We start from the raw sequence: 1,461 nt of genomic DNA on the forward strand, positions 1-1,461 counted from the left end.
AGTCCTCGCGCCGGGGCGGCGGCGTGCTGCCGTCGCCGAGGCGGGCGCAGACCGCCCAGTTGGTCAGCCGCCGGTCGGGCGCGGTGCCGGGCGCGATCGGGTACAGCACGACCTTCGCCTGCATGCCGCCGGCGACGATCATCGTCCGGCCATCCATGTAAGTGGGCCAGTCGGTGGCGCCGCGCCAGATCATCATGCCGTTCCAGGAGGGCGGCCCCTGGTTCGGGACCAGCGTGTCCCGTACGACCGAATGGATCCCGTCCGCGGCGATCAGGACATCGCCCCGCGCGGTGCCGGCCGGGGCGCCATGCCGGTCGACGAAGTGGGCGACGACCTCGGTTTCGCTCTGCTCGAAACCGGCCAGTCGGCGGCCGTGATGGATCTCGCCGCCCAGCCGCTCGCGCGCCGCCTTGTGCAGCACGCCGTGCAGCCGGCCGCGATGGATCGAGAACTGCGGCACCGGGAAGCCGGCATCGAGCCCGCGCGGCTCGCGCCACACGATCTGGCCGAAGCGGTTGGTGTAGAGCAGTTCCCGGGTGCGGATGGCGACGGCGTCGAGCCGGTCGAGCAGGCCGAGCCCGGCGAGCTCCTGGATCGCATGCGGCAGGGTGTTGATGCCGACGCCGACCTCGCGCGGCTCCGTCGCCTGCTCGAACACGGCGCAGCCGATCCCGCGCGCCTGCAGCATCAGCGCCGCGGTCAGCCCGCCGATGCCGCCGCCGACGATGATCGCCTTCATCGGTCGCCTCCCTCTCTGCGTCTGCGACCGAGTGTCGAGCCTGACGCCGGGGCTGGCAACCTCCGGTGGCGATCGGGGCCGCGAGCGGGCATATAGGGGCCGCCATGCCGACCACCGATCCCCTGGGCCAGAACGGCGAACAGGTTCGCCGCCTCGACCACGACCGCTACCTGACCTGCCTGTTCGCACCGGCGCCGCGCCGGGCGGCGCTGTTCGCGCTCTATGCCTTCAACATCGAGGTGGCGAAGACGCGCGAGGTGGTCAGCCAGCCGTTGCTCGGCCAGATCCGGCTGCAATGGTGGCGCGACGCGATCGGCGAGATCTATGACGGCAGGCCGCGGCGGCACGAGGTGCTGGACGCGCTCGCCCCGGCTGTGTGGGCTCATGACCTGAGCCGTGCCCATTTCGACACCGTCATCGACGCCCGCGAGCGCGACCTGGAGGACGAGCCGCCGGCGACGCTCGCCGATCTCGAAAGATACGCGGCGGACACCGCCGGGCCGCTGCTGCGCCTGCATCTCCAGGTGCTGGGCGTCCACGACGAGGCGGCGCATCGGGCGGCGACGGCGGTCGGCACCGCCTGGGCGCTGGTCGGTCTGACGCGGGCCGTGCCGTTCCACGCCCGGCAGAAGCGCCTGTACCTGCCGCAGGAGGTGATGGCGGCCGAAGGCGCCGATCGCGGCCTGCTGTTCGAGATGAAGCCGCATGACGGGCTGTGCCGG

The 1,461-nt window shown here is 72.4% G+C and carries 2 protein-coding genes; one reads left to right on the forward strand and one right to left on the reverse strand.

Annotated elements, in window-relative coordinates; translation table 11 throughout:
- A partial coding sequence (locus tag P409_RS34130) for an FAD-dependent monooxygenase (protein WP_034849251.1) occupies nucleotides 1-739 on the reverse strand: 739 nt, incomplete at its 3' end.
- Between the two features lie 104 nt (nucleotides 740-843).
- Here P409_RS34130 and P409_RS34135 point away from each other — a divergent pair.
- Nucleotides 844-1,461: phytoene/squalene synthase family protein (locus tag P409_RS34135; protein WP_052121705.1), on the forward strand; the 618-nt coding region annotated here is incomplete at its 3' end.

The organism is Inquilinus limosus MP06 (assembly GCF_000767795.1).
In the GTDB taxonomy this organism is placed as follows: Bacteria; Pseudomonadota; Alphaproteobacteria; order DSM-16000; family Inquilinaceae; genus Inquilinus; species Inquilinus limosus_E.